Raw genomic sequence first — 17,127 nt, forward strand, 5'->3', positions numbered from 1 at the left:
TTTGCTGCGTGCATACGATAAGGTGAAACCACGGTTTACCGCATGCGAACCAAGGGGGTTAACGAACATGAAAAAATGGGCCGTATGGTTATGCTCGCTTCTCTTGCTTTTGCCGCTTTCCGCCTGCACGAATGACGGGGGCCAAAGCGAAAAGCCGCTCAAAAAAGTGCGGCTCGCCGAAGTGACGCACTCGATTTTTTACGCGCCGCAGTACGTCGCCCTGGCAAAAGGCTTCTTTCAAGAAGAGGGGCTGGATGTCGAACTGACGACGACATGGGGCGGCGACAAAACGATGACGACGCTGCTTTCCGGCGGCGCGGACATCGCCCTTGTCGGCTCGGAAACATCCATTTATGTCTATGCGCAAGGGACGGACGATCCGGTCATCAATTTCGCGCAGCTCACGCAAACCGACGGGACGTTTCTTGTTTCCCGCGAGAAAATCGACCACTTTACATGGGAGATGCTGAAAGGAAGCACGTTCCTCGGCCAACGGAAAGGCGGCATGCCGCAAATGGTCGGCGAGTTTGTGCTGAAAAAACACGGCATTGACCCGCATCAAGATTTGAAGCTGATCCAAAACGTTGATTTCGCCAATATCGCCAACGCCTTTGCGAGCGGGACGGGCGATTTCGTCCAGCTGTTTGAACCGACGGCGAGCATTTTTGAACAAGAAGGAAAAGGCTATATCGTCGCTTCATTCGGCACCGAATCCGGGCGCGTGCCGTACACGTCGTATATGGCGAAACGAAGCTACATCAAAGCGAACAAAGACGTCATTGAAAAATTTACGCGCGCGATCTACAAAGCGCAGCAATGGGTCGAATCGCACAGCGCCGCCGAGATCGCGAAAGCTATTCAGCCGTATTTCAAAGACACCGATTTGGCTTTGATCGAAAAAGTCGTCGACCGGTACAAAAGCCAAGGGACCTACGCGACCGATCCGATTTTGGATGAAGAAGAATGGAACCACTTGCAAGACATTATGGCCGAAGCCGGCGAGCTGCCGAAGCGCATCCACGTTGACACGCTTGTTGATTCGTCGTTTGCCAAAAGCGCGATGAACAAGTGACGAAAGCGGGTGAACGAAATGTTTCTTGTCATCGACCGCCTCTCGCACACGTATTTGACAAAAACGACCGCTGTCACTGCACTCGATGATGTGTCGCTGTCCGTCGAGAAAGGGGAGTTCGTCTCCTTTCTCGGCCCTAGCGGCTGCGGCAAAACGACGCTGCTTTCGATCATCGCCGGATTGATCGAACCAACGGAAGGGGCGGTGCTCATAGAAGGCGAACCGCTCTGGTCGGGCGGATCGGACGCCCAAACGGCGCGGCGTGCGGTCGGCTACATGCTTCAGCAAGACTACCTATTCCCTTGGAAAACGATCGAGGAAAACATTTTGCTCGGACCCCACATCACGGGAACGTTGACGCCGGAAACGAAAAAGCGGGCGCTCGCCCTGCTCGCTGAGATCGGCCTTGGCGGCGTCGAGTCGTATTACCCGAGCCAGCTGTCCGGCGGCATGCGCCAGCGCGCGGCGCTTGTGCGCACGCTCGCGACTGATCCGAAACTGTTGTTGCTCGACGAGCCGTTTTCCGCCCTCGACCAGCAGACGAAGCTGAAATTGGAAGAGCTCGTCTGGGCGACGCTGCGGCAATACGAAAAAACAGCCGTCTTGGTCACCCATGACATCGAAGAAGCCATCGCCATGAGCGACCGCATTTTCTTGTTTTCACCGCGCCCTGGGCGCCTTGTGCGGACGTTTGTCATCCCGGATGAACTGCGCGGCCGCCCGCCGCTTGCCGCCCGCCAGCATCCGGCGTTTTCGCCATTGTTCCAATCCATTTGGAAGGAGATGGAGGACCTTGAAGCCGCTCCATGATCGCATCGAATCGCTGCACCGTGAATACCTCGCCGCATTGCGCAAAGAGCGGCGGGTGATCCGCCTTTGGCAGACGGCGCTGCTTGTCGCCTTTTTCGCCGTCTGGGAAGCGGCGAGCCGCTTTCATTGGGTCGATCCGCTCTTGTTCAGCTCACCGTCGGCCATCATCAGGCTGTTTATCGAAAAACTCAGCGATCATTCGCTGTTTGTCCACACGTGGGCGACATTGTTTGAAACGTTGCTCGGCTTTCTTATCGGCACCGCCGGCGGGGCGCTCATCGGCGCGGTCCTTTGGTGGTTTCCGCGCCTGGCGAAAACGCTCGATCCGTATTTGGTCGTCTTCAACGCCATGCCAAAAGTCGCCCTCGGGCCGATTTTGATCGTCGCTCTCGGACCGGGATTTACGTCCATCATCGCCATGGGCGTCGTCATTTCCATCATCATCACGACGATTGTCGTCTATTCGGCGTTCCAAGAAGTTGACCCGAACTATTTGAAAGTGCTGCGGACGTTCGGCGCCACCCGCTACCAATGCTTTAAAGAGGCGGTGCTGCCGGCGTCGTTCCCGGCGATCATTTCGACGTTGAAAGTGAACGTCGGCCTCGCTTGGGTCGGTGTCATCACCGGAGAGTTTCTCGTCTCCAAGCAAGGGCTTGGGTATTTAATCATTTACGGCTTCCAAGTGTTCAACTTCACGCTCGTATTGATGAGCCTGCTCATTGTCGCTTTGTTGTCGACTGTTATGTACCAACTTGTTGCCATCGTCGAGAAAAAATGGGGCAGCCGTCGTTAAGAGACGTTCGTAAACGATCGACGGGCGTCTCTTTTCATTCCTGACGTCGGGCCGGCATCCGCCCATCCCCCCTTGGCTTCTTCCTTCATGGAACCGGATGACCAACAAAAGCCGTCTAAAATCATCACCGTTCTCCGCTTCTTTCCCCTCGGCTGATCAGTCCGCGCTGTTTCAACTCGGCAAGCGAAAGCGAAAGGACATCGTCTTTCATGATATAGCTGAACCGTTCATCCGTGCGGATGTCATCCGGCAGCGCCTCAAGCAGCACCGGGCCGTTCGTTTCCAAATACGACCCCCGCTCGACGAGCGCAGCGATGTCGGCAAAATAAATGTTTTTCACGATATCCGGCTCCACTTTATATTGGCCGATGTATTCGAGCCGGCCGACGATTCCCCCCGTTTCTTCCATCACTTCGCGGACCGCGGCTTCCGCCGCTGTTTCCCCTTCTTCCACCTTGCCGCCGGGAAACTCAAGGCCGCGGCGCGGATGATCCGTCAACAGCCATCGCCCGCCATAGCGGCAAATGACCCATACATGCCCGGGGGAGGGGGAAAACGGATGATCCGCAAAGGCCAGCCGAACGCGATGTCCGTAATAATCGCGAAATTCATGCATCGGACTCTCCCCTTTCCTCTCCCCATTATACAGAAAAACGCCGCTCGACTCGCGGCGTTTACTCTTCTTTTTCGTCCGGGAGAATGCCCATCGAGCGGATGTGCGCTTTCGCTTCGTCGTTGCCGAGCTCATAAATCATTTTGTAAATGTCGACCATCGTCCGGTCGTACGCATCGTTTTCCCGATCATAGTGGTATTGGATGTACGGCACATGGGTGCGCCAAAACGCCTGCCAGTCGGTGGAGTAGTTTTGGTCAAAATACTCGCGCAGGCGTGCGATTTCCTCGTCGGTCGCCTCAATTTGAAAGTCCCACGGCGATGCCGTTTTCAACTGGGAAATTTCCCCGTGCGCCATTGAGACGTAATACGTCTTTTTTTGTTCATCTGCCACCTTCATCCACTCCTTCTTTTGCTCTTTTTGCTTAGTGTGGGGCAATCGGGGAAAACTATGCTCATTTTATTTCATCTTTCAACAGCTCGATCGCCTTGCGCAGCACGGACGGGATCGGAACGCCCGCCCGGCCGGCGTTTTCCACAATCGAGATAAACTCATTGGCGATATAGAAAAAAATGATCGCATCGCGGATGACATGCATGTTCCATCCAATGGCCAAATCGACGAGATGCGATGCCGCCACCAGAATGAAAATCAACAGTTTGCGGATGATGCCGCGAAAGCCGACTTGACTTGATAGCTTGCCTTCAACCGCGCTGGCGGCGATGCCGGTGAGGTAGTCGACAATGACCAAAGCAAGCAAAATCACGACAAATGAGTCCACGCTGCCGACAAACAGCGACAAAAACGAACCGAACAGCGACACGGCAACCATCGGGATCGGCTTGTTCACGCTCCCCCCTCCTTGAACATAGGATACGCGTAACTATCGTATGCCCGGTGAGGAGAACGCGACGCGGCGCATTCCCTAAAAAATCGCCCTTTTTCGACAAAGACAGGACAAAGCAAAAGGCCGTCCCCCGGCCTGAGGACAGCCTCCTCTTCTTATCGTCCTAAGAACGATTTCAACATCCAGACGTGTTTTTCCAAGCTGCGATGAATGCCAAGCAGCATATCCCCCGTCGTTTCATCGTTCACTTCATCCGCCAGCTGCATGCCTTCTTTCAATTCGCCGATCATCGTTTCAAAGTCGCCGACAATCGAAGCGACCATTTGCTCCGCCGTTTCCGTCCCGGCTGCTTCTTTGACGGACGCCTGCTTGAGGCAGTCTTTCATCGTCGCCACAGGCTTGCCACCCAAGGCCAACAGCCGCTCGGCCAGTGCGTCAATGTGGGTCGCGGCTTCGTTGTACAACTCTTCGAATTTTTCATGCAGCGTGAAAAACTGCGGCCCGGTGACATACCAATGATAGTTGTGCAATTTCACGTACAACACAGTCCAGTTGGCGATTTGCTTGTTGACAAGATCGATCAGTCGAGTTGTCATCCTCTCACTCCTCCTTATGGTTCTTGTACCCAGCTGGCTTGTTGGTCAACTACCCCCACTTCGCGAACGCTTGAAGTGGGGGCTTGCAACTCCCCAGAAGTGCGAGCGGACTTCGTCCTCCTTCCTTGACTTGGGGTTGCATCAGGGGCAGGTTGACAACTGCCCAACGATGCAGGTCATGCCTGCATCGTTGCCGATTCTCTCGGTGTGTCTGTTGGCAGTACTTGGCTTCCACACACAACAGACGGACCTACGCTCGATGTTTTACGGTTGCAACGTTTCCTGCAACCAACCCCATCCATCGAGCAGCCGTGAGTGGAGTGCCTTTATTGAACAGTTTTCTCCACGCCTTTATTCGATCATACACAAAAGAAAGGGGGAACGCGCATTCCTCTCCCACTTACTCCCTTTGGTCGTTGAGTGGGAGTCTCCTGCGCGAAATAGAGATGAAACATGGAAAACGTGTCGATGGATAGCTTGCCCGATTTCACCGGAAATATGAACGCCAGCTCTGCCAGATATGGTATAATAAAAAGAAAAAAGGCGGGCGTCATGATGTACTGGACCTTGATCGTTTGCCTCATCATCGCCGCTGTCGTTCTCGTGCTGGCGGTCGTCACGACGTCCAAAGCGTATGCCTACAAGCATACGGTCGATCCGCACCCGAATGAACACGGCGGCGAACAACAAGCCGGCCCGAAGCAGCCGCAGTAGCGGCGCGGGGCTGGCTTGTTCATCAACCAAACACCTTTTTCAACTCTTCTTTCTCTTGCGAAAGCCAAAAGCGCATCAGCTGTTTGGCCGCCTCTAGATCATGCAGCTTCGCTTGGCCGCATTGCCGCTCGGTCGCGGCTGGCACTTCCGTCGCGGCGAGCGCGTCCTTCATGGCTTCTTCCAACAAATCAATGATCTCGTCCACGGTCGGCGAGCCGCTCACGACAAGATAAAACCCGGTTTGGCAACCCATAGGCGAGATGTCGATAATATCGAAATGATCATATTTGGCCGCATGTCGGCGCAGCGTATACGCCAACAGATGTTCGAGCGTATGAATCGCGGCCGGGTCCATCGCTTCTTTGTTCGGCTGGCAAAAGCGAATGTCAAACTTATTGACGACGCCGTCACTGCCGACTTTGTGAACGCCGCAATGCCGAACGTACGGCGCTTTGACCGCGCAATGGTCCAATTCAAAGCTTTCCACCGGTGAAGGCATGTCAATCACTCCTAGCTATTTTGATCCTCTTTCTTTATCATAACCAAAACGAGGGGCGTCCCGCATCTTTTTTGCCTCTCGCTTGGCGTCTATGCCCAAAAAGCAAGGTCTGGGCGAGCGCCCCCATTCCGAGCGAACGACAGTCGTTTTGCTTGAACAAAAGAAAGGTTTGTTCTATTGTAATCATGATGATCACAGAAAGGAGAACTGGGCATGGGCCAATGGCTGATTTGGTGCATCCGCTTTTATCAACGCTTCCTTTCTCCGCTCAAGCCGCCGACATGCCGCTTTTATCCGACCTGCTCGAACTATGGCATCGAAGCGATCCGGCGCTTTGGCGCCATAAAAGGGGGATGGCTGACGGCGAAGCGCATTTTGAAATGCCATCCGTTCCATCCGGGCGGTTTTGATCCCGTTCCTGAATCATCAGAACACGCGAAAAGAAACAAAATCACTTAATGGCCTTGCCATTTGCTTTATTTTTTTGTATGATCGATCTTGTAAATCGTAATGATTACGATATAATAAATGCGGACATCTTGATTCCAGAAAGGAGTTCAACATGAGAGCAACGTCCATCATTTTGTCTTTCCTTTTGGCGACGAGCGCCTTGCTATACGGCTGTCAATCGAAGCCAGAAACAAAAGAGGGCCAAACATCGAACGATCAGCTAACGATTTATACAACCGTCTATCCGCTTGAAGACTTTACGAAAAAAATCGGCGGCGACGCCGTGAACGTCAAAAGCGTTTACCCGCCGGGAGTGGAAGCCCATACGTTCGAACCGACAACCAAAACCGTGCAGCAGATTGCCGATGCGGACGCCTTCATTTACATTGGCCACGGGATGGAACCGTTCGCCGAAAAACTGCAGGAAACATTACAAAATGAGCACGTCCGATTTCTCGTTGCTACAAACGGCATCGAATTGCTTGAATCGAACCATGAACAGGAGCATGCGCATGGCGAAGGGCACAAAGACGAACACGGAGAGGGACATGAGAAAGAACATGGCCATGAACACGGAGACAAAGATCCTCACGTATGGCTTGACCCCATCCGCTCCATTGCGATCGCCAAGAACATCCGCGATTTGCTGATTGAACTGAAACCTGAAAAAAAAGACCTGTTTATGCAAAACTTTGAAACGTTAAAGATGAAACTCGAGCGCCTTGACGGGCAATTCCGTTCAACAGTGGAGAAAGCTCCTAGAAAAGAGATACTCGTTTCCCATCAAGCCTACGGATATTGGGAAGACCGCTACGGAATCAAACAGCTGAGCGTTTCCGGGCTTTCTCCGAGCAACGAACCATCGCAAAAAGAGCTGACTCAGCTCATCCAGACAGCCAAACAGCATCACATCCGCTATGTCATTTTCGAACAAAATGTTCATCCCAAAACGGCGGAAGTGATTCAGAACGAAATCGGCGCCAAGCCGCTCCGTCTGCATAACTTGGAATCGCTGACCGATGAAGATCGAAAAGCCCACAAAGATTACTTTTCCCTTATGGCCGAGAATCTCCGCGTGCTGCAAAAAGCCCTTCATTGAAATACAACCGCCTGCCTCTTTCGATTGAGGCAGGCGGTTTCGTTTCCTTTTCCCCATCCGGATACATTCCGGGCGCTGTTTGCCTCCTACATCGTGGGCTTTCTCATTTTGTTTCCCGGCTTCGTCTATTTCTGGCGTTTGTTTATGCACGATAAGCGCTATGTACGGCCAAAATAACAAGGAAAAAGGTGTCCCCAACACGCGTGGGACACCTTCCTTTATGACGGTGCTATCTTCTGCCCTGCAGAAAGAAAAGCCCCCTTTTCCTCACCCATCACTCTCACTATTGCAGCGAGCGGACATAGGCCGCAATGGCCGCAATTTCTCCCGGCGTCAATGTTTGCACTTCTTTCGTCCGATGGCGCCGGATTGCTTCCTCGATCGTTTTCGCGCTGCCGTCATGCAAATACGGGGCTGTCGCCCATACGCCGCGCAGCGTCGGCGTATCCCACTGCTTGGGCGTCCGCGGGTTTGTGAACCGGGCGCGGGCGTCGCCTTTGGAGGCGCGGTCCTTCGGATTGGCCGTGCCGATGTCGTGCAAGTAGGCGGTATTGGCAGTCGTCAATTTCCCGTCCGGCCCGACCGCCTTGACGCTGTCGGTGAAATACTCGCCCCCATGGCAGCTTAAGCAATTCCCTTTCCCGTTAAACAGGCGCTCCCCTTCCTTCGCTTCCGCCGTCAAGCTGCCGTCGCGGTTCCGGTACGGGCTTTTCGGCACGGGGAACGAGCGCGGGTCGTTCAAGTAGGCGAGAATGGCGTCAAACATATGCTGGACGTTCGGCGGCAGCGGCTTGGACGGGTCGATCGCCGTCATGCCGCCCATCTCGCCTTGCACGGTATGAATGTAGTCGGTAAAATCGTCGCGCGACCCATCCCACATAAACAGCCCGGTTTTCGTCGCCAAAATATTGCTCGGCACGTTGCGCGGCCCTTTCGCCGTCATGAGCGTCAAGCCGTTGATGTCGCCGTCGCTATGGCACGAAGCGCAGCTCATCCAATTGTTCCCTGTGATGTTGATGGCAAACTCGTCGCTGTTGGCGCTGTAAAAGATCGTTTTTCCTTCACGCACGAGCGGGGAGAGCGAATCTTTCGCAATGAGGCGGATCGTGCCATCTTCCTGCTTCGCTTTCGCATATGGGCTTTTTCCTCCGGTTTTGATCACGGCCAAATCATGGCTCATGGCGTTGTGGACGTAAAGCGTCTTCCCATCCGGCGAAATCGCGATCCCGCGCGGATTGTTGCCGTGGATGCGGCGCAAAATTTGCGTCGCCTTGCCGCCGCGTCGCAAGTCAAAGACGACGAGGTCCTCGCTTCCAGACATGACCGCGTACGCTTTGCCGCCGTCCGGGGAAAACGCCACATCGTACGGATTGGAGACGATGATCGTCTCGTTATGAACATCCGTGACATTGATCGCGGCAAACAGCTCTTTCCGCTCGTCCGGCAACTCAACGTCTTTCGTTGCATCAATGACCGAGATGGCCGGAAAGACCGTTTCCTCAAATTGGATCGGCGTATCGATGTTCGTCAATAAGTGCGGAATATACGCTTTTTTGCCGTCCGAGGCGATGACGATTTGCTCAAGCGTGTTCGGAACGCCTTGGCTCTTTTTTCGATCGGCTTTGTCCGGCGACGGGGCGAGGGCGATTTCCTTGACCGCCCGCCGTTTCTTTGTGTCAATCACGGTGACTTTGGCCGCCAAATATTGCGTCACGTACAGCTTCCTTCCGTCCGCTGTCAGCGCCAGCGCCCGCGGCCGATCGCCCGCTTGGATGTCTTTCGTCCGCTTCCCGCTCTCGGCGTCAAACACCGAGACCGTGCCCGAGCGGTAGTTGGCGACATATACTTCCGCCCCATCCGGACTGGTGACGATGCCGAACGGCTCGATCCCCGTTTTCCAACGGTCGACGACTTTCCGCTTGTCAAGCGACACGACGTCCACTTCATCATCGTACATGCAGGAAACATACAGTGTCCGTCCATCCGGGCTGAGCGCCAGCTGGCGCGGTTCGCGGCCGACGGGAATTTCCGCTTCCTTCGTTTTCGTTTTCGCGTTGATGATTGTCACTGTATCCACATCGATGTTGGCGGTGTAGACATAGCGCCCGTCGCTGCTTACGGCGATGTTGTCGCCGTGCGCCGGGGCATGTCTGACCACTTTCGGCTGCTCATGCCATGCCTTTTCGTCCTGACAGCCGGCCAACAGCGTGGCGATCGCCGCGGCGAACCACCATTTTCGCATTTCAATATTCCCCCGTTTTTTCACGAAAATGATAACCATCCTCAATTTTACAAAGAAAAGCGGCGAATCTCAATCGTATTCGCCGCTTTCTTTCTGTTATTTGTTGGCGGATCCAACGTTGACCTTGACCGTCCGCAACACCGGCGCCACGCCGTATGGGCCGCCGGCCGCCTGCACTTGCGGGACATGGTCATGATCGGTGTTGCCCAATTTTTTCCCTTTGATGTAGACATCTCCCGTATCCCAAAACTCGCTTGCCTGCATCCCTTCCTGAAGCGTCGGGCCGTCGACGATTCGGTCGTAAAAGTCGACGTAGCGGGAGATGATCGTTTCGCGGTCAAGGGATTTCGCCGTCTCATCCGCTTGGTCGTTGTTCAAGTTTTGCAAGGCCACGCGGAACACCCCCGACAACGCGCCGGCGAGCCACGGGGTGTACTTGTCCTCTTTTTCTCCCGTATGGTACACGTGCCATTTTTGATCCCAAAAATGTTTGTTCATTGCCTCATAAACACGGCGCGCCGCATCGCGGTATGCTTCGTCTTTCGTCGCCAAAAATGCCGCCGTCAGCCCGCGGATCGCGCCAAGCTGGGCAAGAAGCGTCGGCTCGTCTTGATCCGGCCCTTGGCCGATCGTATAGCCGTTTTCGACAAGTCCGTCTTTTCGCATCAAGTTGTGCATGATAAAATCCGCTTGCCGGCGGATGAGCTCGAGCGCCCGCTTTCCTTCCGGCGTGCCGAGCCCTTTGGCGCTCTCTCCGCTCGCATAGCCGACCGGCATCCCGTCAATCGCCCGTTCGAAGATGCGGAGCGCTTCCATTGTATAGCCGGCTTGGAACGTATCGACCCGATTTCCTTGCGTTCGCCCGTCATGTTCGGTCACAAACGCGCCCGCTTTTTCATTGAAATGCATGGCATCGATGTTGCGAAACACTTGCAGCAGCACGTCGCGGTTGACGGAATACGGGTCGTCGGCCACGCGGTCGTTCGCCGTCGTCGCGTCAAGGTTTTCCTTTGGCGCGCTTGGGAACGGTTTTCCGTCAAACACGGCCAAAAACGCGGGGTTTTGGTTTTTGTTTTCCGGCCGCTGGTCGGTCATGCCGAAAAACTCCGCCGCCGGCCATAGCATGAGCCATTGGTCCTCAAGCAAGCTGCGGGGATCTTTGACGACCAACTTCGCCGCATCCGGCGCCAGCTCGCTTCCCCCTTCAGCCACTTCCACCGCGTGCGGCAAATAGACAAATCCCCCGCTTGGGTTGTAGCGGCTGCCGGCTGCCTTCGTCAACGCCTGTTGCTTCGCATCATAAAATAAATGGTCACGGATAAAAGCCAGCTTGTTCCATATTTGTTCTGTCAAAATCATCCCTTGCATCCCGTCGGCGGAGCTGACGCCAAGAGCGATGTTCCCGCTTTGATCGTCGTTTGGCGTTTTCGCCTCCACCTCTTCATCGCTGTCTTTTTGATGAAAATTCCCCAAAAAGTCGCCGGCCCAAAGCGCTTGCTTCAAAAAGACGCCGCCGTAAGCCGATGGCGTGAGCACTTTGTCCATTTTTCCGCGATCCCAGCGAAGCGATTGGAAATCGACTTGATAGACGGGAACATATGTACCGTCATCATTTTCCGCATACACGCCCGTGTCAACCTTTTGTGCATAATGCGGATCGCCGCCGGCGTACTCGATGAAGGTTGGGAACATGTTGCGGAAAAGTTCCTCGCGCGGATAGCCGACGCTGTCCGCAAGCTCATAAAAACGGTCGGCGAGCGCCTGATCGGCTGGCTGATGCCGCTGTTCGGCCCGCTGCTTCGCGATCGGGCCGTTGATGAGATGAAGCCCCAGCCCTGACTTTTCCGTCACTTCGTACATCGCCTCTTCGGAATACTCGTATGACTCGATGCCAGCCGTATAGTCGAATTTCGTCGGTTTATCAGGTTTTCTCGCGTCAAGGGTGTCCAAATCAAGCCCGAGCCCTTCAGCGAGCGGTTCGCCCGAAAGTTCAAATTCCGAGTAGGCAAACATATTGCCGGCCGTATCAAAATGATCGTCCGCCACCGGCACGTGCAGGCGCGGCGCTTCCGATGAACGGCCGTTCTCTTTCTCCCCGACGGCGGAACAGCCGGACGCCAAAAGCAGCGAGGCCGCCGCCGACGTGGCCATGACTTTCCAAGGCATGCGTTTCATGGCTTGCTCCTCCATTTTTAAAATAACGATTTTCATTCTCACTAACGTTTATTATACGCCGTCCCTTCCTCTTTGTTCAAGCCAAAATTGATTCGACAACGCTTTGCCTATAAAACGGCGCTTTTCATGCCTGTGGTCCTTCCATTCAAGCCGAAAGCCACTCAACGCGGCGTCCGCCCGTCCATAAAAAGCAGCATTCCAGTTCGTTCGGGCAACATCCGATCGCGTCCCTGCATAAGGACGACGCCGTTTCTTTGCATCGCCGAATGGCTTCCTCTTCCTCGCACCACAGCAGCACACGAACCCGGTCGCGGTAAACGATGTACAACGCTCGATCCGCCTCTTCCCCCAATCCGCCGTCCGCCAACAATAGCGGCTTGCACGCCGCCTCTTCCATCGAACCAAAAAACTGCAGCAAATGATCCGTCACCTTGGCCAACACTAGTGCATAATGCAACGGCGTCGGAAACATCGACAAAGGAAGGAGCGAACGGTGCTGATCAATCAGCCGGAGCAAGCAAAGCGGAGACCGCAGCGAAGGCGCGGTGTCGCAATACGCTTGAATGACGCGGCGAAGAAACCGGCGCAGCGCACACGGCCAGACATCCAACGTCTCGTGATGGATAGGCACCATGGCTCGCCTCCTGTTTGTTCATGCATGTTTTTCCAGCTGCTCCAACACGGCGTTGATCGAGCTCCATGACCGTTTCGCAAAATAAATAGGCTTGTCTTTGCTTTTCGCCTTCTCTTTCACTTTCTTCGCCAAATTATGGTTCACGTAATCGATCATGACCAATATGGCGTCGACATGCTCCGGAATGTCGCGTTTCACCATATTCACTTTTCGTCCATTGAGATGAATGATTTCCCGGAATCCGGAACGCTCCAATTTATCGGTAATATGGCCTAAATGATCCGCTCCAACGACAAGAAGCGATGCCATCATAAAATCCTCCTTTGTTCTCTTCTTTTTTCTCTTTTATTTTAATTGAGAATGATTTTCTGTGTCAATTAAAATAAGAAAGATTTTCATCTATTTTTAGGCCATGATGTCCTCTTCAACAGCGGCACGAGGCAAACACCATTTCTGCACGAAGCCCTTCTTTCCATTTGGGACAGCGTGAAGCAACGGGCGCAACGGAAGCTGTCGATTGCCCCTGCCTCCGTTGATCCCAAGCGGGAGTCTTCTCGGTTAGAGATGGATAAAACGCCTGCAAATGCGTCAAACTATAGATGCGGGCGATTTCATCACGACAAGGGGGATGACCATGGCGAAAGATGTTCTTTGCGAAGTGCGCAACTGTCGTTATTGGGCAGAAGGGAATCGCTGCAGCGCTGAAGCCATTTACGTGGTCAGCCATGCCGGAAACATGGCGTCTGATTCCACGGAAACAGACTGCAAAACGTTTGTTCCGGCCCATGAAGCATAATGCGAGACCAACGAGGCGCTGCCCGGCCGACCGGGCGGCGCTTGCATCGTTCGAGGGGGATGACGATGGACAAACGCGCCAGCCTCATTCAAGCGCTGCAAACGGAAATGAAGCGGGCCGCTTTAGGAACATACCCAGCTTGCATCGACTCCTTCGCCCGTTTGTGGGATTATGAGTTCGGTTCGTTTGATCAGCTCCCACCTGAGATTGAACGGCTCGTCGCCCATCGGGCCGCTGAACTCGGGTGGATGGATGACGTTTGAGGGCCGTCCATTTCGAAACCAACGCCAGATGGAGTAAAAAACATCGTTGGATGGCCATCCCTATGTTTCCATCTGCGCGATGGAAATCGGCCGTGCAAGGGATGACGTTTGACTGCCGTCCTCCAACAGGGGACAAAGCGGATGGATGAAGCTGGATCGCAGCGGTCTAAAAGCAAGGGCTTCGATTCGGCGAACGCCATGCCTCCCGGTCGGAACGCCGCAGGAATGGCAGCGGCAAAAAGGCAGGAAACTCGGCCTAGGCGAGTTCCTGCCTTTTCTGCTTCCGAACAGATGTTTCTACTCCTATCAAAATGTTTGTTCTGTTTTTGGAATGAGCCTTTTCAGTTCGCGGCGCAGCAGTTTTTGCGCGGCGTTGCGCGGCAGTTCGTCGACGAAGTAAATGCGGGCCGGCACTTTATATTTCGCCAGCCGCTCGCGGCAAAACGCGCGAAGGGCCGCTTCGTCTGGCGACGCTCCGCGTTTCAGGCGGACGAACGCATACGGCACTTGCCCCCACGTTTCATCCTCGACGCCCGTCACCCCGGCTTCTTCCACATCGGGATGCGACAGCAGCACCGCCTCCACCTCAGCGGGATAGACGTTTTCGCCGCCGGAAATGATCAAGTCAGAACGGCGGTCAAGGACGTACAAAAATCCCTCTTCATCAATATAGCCGATATCGCCGGTAAAAAACCAGCCGCCGCGGATCGCTTGCGCCGTCGCTTCCGGGCGATGCAAGTATCCTTTTGTCACATTCGGCCCTTTGACGACAATTTCTCCCGCTTCATGCGGCGCAGCCGGCTTTTCGTCTTTTAGGATGCAAAGCTCCGCCGGAAAAAGCGGCTTGCCGGCCGAACCGAGCTTCGTCAAACTGTATTCCGGCGCGAGCGTTGCGATTTGCGACGCCGTTTCCGTCATCCCGTACGTCTGGTACACCGGAATGCCTTTTTCTTTGCACGCCTCAAGCAGCGGGCGCGGCGCCGGCCCGCCCCCTAGCAGCATGCAGCGGAACGTATCGGGGTAGCGCGCTTCCCCGAGCTCCGATATCATCCGCTGAAGCATGGCAGCCACGACCGACATGATCGTCACGTCGCCGCGCATGATCCATTCGTTCGCTTCCTTCGGGTCGAATGACGTTTGCAGCCGCATCGGCATGCCGTAAATGACGCTGCGCATGGCGATCGACAGGCCGCTGATATGAAACAGCGGCACGGCGGCCAGCCAGCAGTCGCGCTCATACAACCCTAAATTGAGCGCCGAACCGACGGCGCTCCACCAATGATTGCCGTACGTTTGCAAGACGCCTTTCGGAGTGCCGGTCGTCCCGGACGTATACATGATCGTGGCGGTTTCCTCCAAATCGCATGTTTCCTTGAAGGAAACGTCCGCTTCGGGCAACGCGGCCAACGCACCGACGGTCAGAACGCGCCCGTCGCCGTCAAGACTCCCGGCCAGCTCCTCATCGGCGATGACAAGCCGCGCGCCGCTGTCATCCAGCTGCCAGCCAAGCTCATAGGACGTCAGGCGCACGTTTTGCAGCAGGACGCGGGCGCCGAGAAAAAACAACGCATGGATGATCTCGATCATCTCGATGCGATTTTTCATCAGCAAGGCGACAATATCTCCTTCCTTGACGCCCGCCCGCGCGAGGCGCCGCGCCCAGACGGCAGCCGCTTCATACAGCTCGGCAAACGTTTTGGTCCGCCGCCCGTCGCTCACGGCGATTCGCTCCGGGGTTAAAAACGCCCGCTGCTTCAGCCAGTTTGGCATCGTTGTCATCTAGCGTTCCTCCTTTCTTGCCGCTCTCGCCCATCGGCCATCATTCCTCGCTTTGAAAAAGCGGCAAAAAGCAGCTTGATTCTTCATCAAGCTGCTTTATTCCCATCACGGAAAGCGCGGGAATTGGCTGAAGTCCGGCTTCCGTTTTTCTTTGAACGCCCGCATGCCTTCCTTCGCCTCTTCGGTCGTGTAGAAGAGAAGCGTCGCGTCGCCGGCGAGCTGTTGGATGCCGGCCAAGCCATCGGAGTCGGCGTTGAACGCCGCTTTTAAGAAGCGAATGGCCGTCGGGCTTTTCTCCAAAATTTCCTGCGCCCATTTGACCGTTTCTTCTTCAAGCTGCTCAAGCGGCACGACTTTGTTGACCAGCCCCATTTCGAGCGCTTCTTGCGCCGTGTACTGACGGCATAAATACCAAATTTCCCGCGCCTTTTTATGGCCGACGATGCGGGCCAAATAGCCGGCGCCATAGCCGCCGTCAAAGCTTCCCACTTTCGGCCCGGTTTGGCCGAAGATGGCGTTGTCCGCGGCGATCGTCAAATCGCAGACGACATGAAGCACATGCCCGCCGCCAATGGCGTAGCCGGCGACCATCGCAATAACCGGCTTCGGAATGACGCGGATGAGCCGTTGCAAATCAAGCACATTGAGGCGCGGAATTTCATCCTCGCCGACATAGCCGCCATGGCCGCGCACTTTTTGGTCCCCGCCCGAGCAAAACGCCTTGCCGCCGGCGCCGGTCAAAATGATGACGCCGATATTCGAATCATCGCGCGCTTTCGTAAACGCATCGATCATCTCGTTCACCGTTTTCGGCCGAAACGCGTTATGTACTTCCGGACGGTTGATCGTAATTTTGGCGATGCCGTTGTACGTTTCGTAAATAATATCCTCATAGTCGTACTGCTTCACCCATTCAAACGGCATTTACACTTCCCCCTTTGTCATGAATTCACTTACTATTTTAGCAAAAATGCCGGGCTGTTCCACGTGAATTGCATGTCCGGCTCCTTTTACACAGATAAGTTCGCTGTTGGGCAGCCGCTCGTGCATTTGGGCGGCGATGCGGCAAAACTTCTCATCGCGCTCCCCGCAAACAAGGAGCACAGGCATGGCAAGTTCGCCAAGCCGTTCCCAAAACGACGGCTGCACGCCGGTCCCCATCCCGCGCAAACTGTTGGCAAGCCCCGTTGCCGTATGGCGGAGCCGCTCGCGGCGAATCGCCGCTCGCACCGGATCCGGGAGCGTCTGCTGAGTGGCAAACAGCGGGATTTTTTCCCAATCATCGACAAAAGCACGGACGCCTTCCGTTTCGATCTTTCGCGCCAACGCCTCATCCGCTTCCCGCCGCGCGCGCCGCTCCTCCTCTGTCTCCAAGCCGGGCGAACTGCTTTCCAGCACTAAGCGGCGAACGCGGCGCGGATGCCAAACGGCGAACGCCAACGCGAGCCGGCCGCCCATCGAGTAGCCGAGCACGTTCACTTGTTCGACGCCCCATTCGTCAAGGAGCGCCGCCAAGTCAGCCGCCGCGTGTTCGATCCGATACCGTCGGGCGTCCTTTGGCGCCTCGGTCCGCCCATGGCCCAACAAGTCGACGGCCATCACACGGAAGTCCGGCCAAAACGGGGCGAGCGGCCGCCACGTGTCCGCGCTGCCCGTAAACCCGTGAAGCAACAGAAGCGGCTCTCCTTCTCCGTATTGTTCCGCATGGTAACAAACCCCATTCACCATCATGGTCATGCCAATC

General features: G+C 55.2%; 20 protein-coding genes. 8 read left to right on the forward strand and 12 right to left on the reverse strand.

Features of this window, described 5'->3' with window-relative positions:
* Positions 1–67: 67 nt before the first annotated feature.
* The 3 genes from GHH_RS14450 to GHH_RS14460 are packed head-to-tail and all read left to right on the forward strand — an operon-like array spanning position 68 to position 2,675.
* Positions 68–1,072, forward strand: coding sequence for an ABC transporter substrate-binding protein (locus GHH_RS14450; protein WP_041470575.1), 1,005 nt, complete (start codon positions 68–70; stop codon positions 1,070–1,072).
* 18 nt (positions 1,073–1,090) lie between these two features.
* Entirely contained in the window at positions 1,091–1,882 is a 792-nt protein-coding gene (locus GHH_RS14455; RefSeq protein WP_015375664.1) for an ABC transporter ATP-binding protein, read from the forward strand.
* Positions 1,866–2,675 carry an ABC transporter permease gene (locus GHH_RS14460; protein WP_015375665.1) on the forward strand — a complete coding sequence of 270 codons (810 nt, stop codon included), beginning with the start codon at positions 1,866–1,868 and terminating at the stop codon, positions 2,673–2,675. The genes GHH_RS14455 and GHH_RS14460 overlap by 17 nt, the downstream gene beginning before the upstream one ends.
* Before the next feature lie 124 nt (positions 2,676–2,799).
* Here the strand turns inward: GHH_RS14460 and ytkD are convergent, their stop codons facing one another.
* The 4 genes from ytkD to GHH_RS14480 form a co-directional block, all read right to left on the reverse strand.
* On the reverse strand, positions 2,800–3,291 hold the full coding sequence (gene ytkD, locus GHH_RS14465) for an RNA deprotection pyrophosphohydrolase (RefSeq protein WP_015375666.1): 492 nt from the start codon (positions 3,289–3,291) through the stop codon (positions 2,800–2,802).
* 58 nt (positions 3,292–3,349) lie between these two features.
* Entirely contained in the window at positions 3,350–3,682 is a 333-nt protein-coding gene (locus GHH_RS14470) for a hypothetical protein (RefSeq protein WP_041470577.1), read from the reverse strand.
* Positions 3,683–3,743: 61 nt separating this feature from the next.
* Complete coding sequence (locus GHH_RS14475) at positions 3,744–4,139, reverse strand: holin family protein (RefSeq protein ID WP_011232332.1); 396 nt, start codon at positions 4,137–4,139, stop codon at positions 3,744–3,746.
* A gap of 152 nt (positions 4,140–4,291) precedes the next feature.
* Positions 4,292–4,732 carry a Dps family protein gene (locus tag GHH_RS14480; protein ID WP_011232333.1) on the reverse strand — a complete coding sequence of 147 codons (441 nt, stop codon included), beginning with the start codon at positions 4,730–4,732 and terminating at the stop codon, positions 4,292–4,294.
* A gap of 552 nt (positions 4,733–5,284) precedes the next feature.
* Here GHH_RS14480 and ytzI point away from each other — a divergent pair.
* The gene (ytzI, locus tag GHH_RS18495; RefSeq protein WP_015375668.1) at positions 5,285–5,446 is read left to right on the forward strand and encodes a YtzI protein; all 162 of its coding nucleotides are present in this window, start codon (positions 5,285–5,287) and stop codon (positions 5,444–5,446) included.
* 22 nt (positions 5,447–5,468) lie between these two features.
* Here ytzI and GHH_RS14485 read toward each other — a convergent pair whose 3' ends face one another.
* A complete protein-coding gene (locus GHH_RS14485) occupies positions 5,469–5,945 on the reverse strand; it encodes an S-ribosylhomocysteine lyase (RefSeq protein ID WP_011232335.1) in 477 nt (158 codons plus the stop codon).
* A 213-nt stretch (positions 5,946–6,158) separates the two neighbouring features.
* Here GHH_RS14485 and yidD point away from each other — a divergent pair, with 213 nt between their 5' ends.
* Both yidD and GHH_RS14495 read left to right on the forward strand, forming a co-directional pair.
* Positions 6,159–6,404, forward strand: coding sequence for a membrane protein insertion efficiency factor YidD (gene yidD, locus GHH_RS14490; protein ID WP_011232336.1), 246 nt, complete (start codon positions 6,159–6,161; stop codon positions 6,402–6,404).
* 103 nt (positions 6,405–6,507) lie between these two features.
* Complete coding sequence (locus GHH_RS14495) at positions 6,508–7,494, forward strand: metal ABC transporter substrate-binding protein (protein WP_015375669.1); 987 nt, start codon at positions 6,508–6,510, stop codon at positions 7,492–7,494.
* A 283-nt stretch (positions 7,495–7,777) separates the two neighbouring features.
* On the opposite strand, the gene GHH_RS14500 is transcribed toward GHH_RS14495, so the two are convergent.
* From GHH_RS14500 to GHH_RS14515, 4 genes are all read right to left on the reverse strand, one after another.
* Complete coding sequence (locus tag GHH_RS14500) at positions 7,778–9,736, reverse strand: beta-propeller fold lactonase family protein (RefSeq protein ID WP_015375670.1); 1,959 nt, start codon at positions 9,734–9,736, stop codon at positions 7,778–7,780.
* A 96-nt stretch (positions 9,737–9,832) separates the two neighbouring features.
* Positions 9,833–11,911, reverse strand: a complete 2,079-nt coding sequence (locus GHH_RS14505) for a hypothetical protein (RefSeq protein WP_015375671.1) — start codon at positions 11,909–11,911, stop codon at positions 9,833–9,835.
* Positions 11,912–12,056: 145 nt separating this feature from the next.
* Positions 12,057–12,545, reverse strand: a complete 489-nt coding sequence (locus GHH_RS14510; protein WP_015375672.1) for a hypothetical protein — start codon at positions 12,543–12,545, stop codon at positions 12,057–12,059.
* Between the two features lie 18 nt (positions 12,546–12,563).
* Positions 12,564–12,854 (reverse strand): DUF2325 domain-containing protein, encoded by a 291-nt coding sequence (locus tag GHH_RS14515; RefSeq protein ID WP_013524471.1) that lies wholly within the window; start codon positions 12,852–12,854, stop codon positions 12,564–12,566.
* Between the two features lie 325 nt (positions 12,855–13,179).
* Between GHH_RS14515 and GHH_RS18500 the strand changes: the two genes are divergently transcribed.
* Positions 13,180–13,341, forward strand: coding sequence for a DUF1540 domain-containing protein (locus GHH_RS18500; protein ID WP_015375674.1), 162 nt, complete (start codon positions 13,180–13,182; stop codon positions 13,339–13,341).
* A gap of 65 nt (positions 13,342–13,406) precedes the next feature.
* The gene (locus GHH_RS14520) at positions 13,407–13,604 is read left to right on the forward strand and encodes a hypothetical protein (protein ID WP_015731616.1); all 198 of its coding nucleotides are present in this window, start codon (positions 13,407–13,409) and stop codon (positions 13,602–13,604) included.
* A 306-nt stretch (positions 13,605–13,910) separates the two neighbouring features.
* Here the strand turns inward: GHH_RS14520 and GHH_RS14525 are convergent, their stop codons facing one another.
* The 3 genes from GHH_RS14525 to menH form a co-directional block, all read right to left on the reverse strand.
* Complete coding sequence (locus tag GHH_RS14525; RefSeq protein WP_015375676.1) at positions 13,911–15,383, reverse strand: o-succinylbenzoate--CoA ligase; 1,473 nt, start codon at positions 15,381–15,383, stop codon at positions 13,911–13,913.
* 105 nt (positions 15,384–15,488) lie between these two features.
* Positions 15,489–16,307 carry a 1,4-dihydroxy-2-naphthoyl-CoA synthase gene (gene menB / locus GHH_RS18985; RefSeq protein ID WP_011232345.1) on the reverse strand — a complete coding sequence of 273 codons (819 nt, stop codon included), beginning with the start codon at positions 16,305–16,307 and terminating at the stop codon, positions 15,489–15,491.
* Positions 16,308–17,120, reverse strand: a complete 813-nt coding sequence (menH, locus tag GHH_RS18990; RefSeq protein ID WP_011232346.1) for a 2-succinyl-6-hydroxy-2,4-cyclohexadiene-1-carboxylate synthase — start codon at positions 17,118–17,120, stop codon at positions 16,308–16,310.
* Positions 17,121–17,127 lie beyond the last annotated feature (7 nt).

The organism is Geobacillus sp. GHH01, from assembly GCF_000336445.1.
In the GTDB taxonomy this organism is placed as follows: Bacteria; Bacillota; Bacilli; order Bacillales; family Anoxybacillaceae; genus Geobacillus; species Geobacillus zalihae.